Origin of the sequence: Microcoleus sp. D3_18_C2 (assembly GCF_036702395.1) — a bacterium.
Lineage (GTDB): Bacteria > Cyanobacteriota > Cyanobacteriia > Cyanobacteriales > Microcoleaceae > Microcoleus.
In genome coordinates this window covers 1-1,790 of the sequence record NZ_JAUBTG010000132.1, presented here as the reverse complement: position 1 = coordinate 1,790, position 1,790 = coordinate 1, and the positions used below count along the sequence as shown (strand labels likewise).

Annotated in this window: 1 protein-coding gene; it reads left to right on the top strand. The window is 48.9% G+C overall.

All coding sequences use genetic code 11. From position 1 onward, the window contains the following. Positions 1-1,551: calcium-binding protein (locus QUA88_RS29610; RefSeq protein WP_333340437.1), on the top strand; the 1,551-nt coding region annotated here is incomplete at its 5' end. Positions 1,552-1,790: the final 239 nt, after the last annotated feature.

Sequence of the window (1,790 nt, the reverse complement as noted above, 5' to 3'; positions counted from 1 at the left end):
ACGCCAATTCCGACACCGACGCCAATTCCTGCGGAAACTCCCATTCCGACGCCTGCGGAAACTCCGACGCCAATTCCAACTCCGACGCCTATTTCCACTGCGACGCCAATTCCGACACCGACGCCAATTCCTGCGGAAACTCCCATTCCGACGCCTGCGGAAACTCCGACGCCAATTCCGACGCCAATTCCTGCGGAAACTCCGACGCCTGCGGAAACTCCGACGCCAATTCCGACGCCAATTCCTGCGGAAACTCCGACGCCTGCGGAAACTCCGACGCCAATTCCGACACCAATTTCGACATCTGGAGAAACTCCAATCCCAACGGCTAAACCTGGGGAAACACCGATCGCAACTGACAATTCGATCGCCCAAACCACATCTCCAACAACAGAAACCCCCACACCGGCGCTAATTCCTGCTGCTTCGGAAGACTGTATGTGCGATCGAATTACTTTAGCCGATCGCACTTCCATTCCCGGCCCGAATATCCCTGAAAATACCCTCAACGGTACTGACGGTAAAGATACTCTAACCGGCAGCAATATTAATGACATCATCAACGGTTTCAATGGCAGCGACTGGCTAAAGGGCTTATTCGGCAGCGACAATATTTACGGTGGCCTTGCTAGCCCAGTTACTGTTGGCGCGGATGCAGACAGCGACACCATATTTGGCAACGAAAATAACGACTATCTCGTCGGCCACGCTGGGAATGACCTTATTTATGCGGGTAAAGATTCTGATGTGGCGATCGCAGGCAAAGATAATGACATAGTTTGGGGCGACAAAGGCAACGATACCCTACTTGGCGATGAAGGTAATGACAGTTTATTTGGTGGCACTTCTGAGGCGTCTGACGGTGGCTTGACAGGAAAAGATTTGCTTTTTGGCAATAATGGCAACGACGTTTTATACGGACAAGAAAGCGAAGATACTCTTTCTGGCGGCGAGGACAATGATACCTTACACGGCGGCAAAGATAACGATATAATTTGCGGTGATTCTGGCAATGATTTGCTGTTTGGAGAGTTGGGAAATGACACCATCTGCGGCGGCAATGGCGAGGATACGATTTTCGGAGATATTGACAATATCGCGAGGGATGCTAGCAGTCAAAAAGATTATTTGTGCGGCGGTAGTGGCAATGATTTAATTTTTGGTAATGAAGATGCCGATCGATTGTTCGGGGGTGACGGTAGCGATACTCTCTACGGCGATAATGGTGATGATACTTTGATTGGGGGAATTGGCGACGACTGGTTGAGGGGAGACTTCGGAAACGATACGCTGCAAGGGGGAAGCGGGCGCGATTACTTTTTCTTGACTGCGGGAGAAGGCCGCGATGTCATCGCTGATTTTACGCAAGGTGAAGATTTATTAATTTTGACGGGAGGGTTAACGGTCGATCGACTCAGCATAGTTGAAGAAAACACTACAACTTTTATCAAAATTGCCAACACGGATCAAATCTTAGCTAGCCTAAAAGGTGTGCCAGCTAATCTCATCACTCAACAGGATTTTACAGTAATTGGACTACCTGGTTTGTAGATAATATGGAATCCGGTTGTATCAGAACGATCGCTAATATCATGTCCGATCGATTAACCATAATATCCCGGTGGGGGCGGGTTTTTGAGATGGTCAATTATTGGCAGGTATTGTTGGTGAGGGGAACCCCTACAAAAATCGCGATCGCTCGACTGGACATGATATTATATCATGTCCGGTGTGCGATTCGTTTAACCTAAATGGGTAGGTTCTCCTATCCAGGGACGGTTAGCCTAACT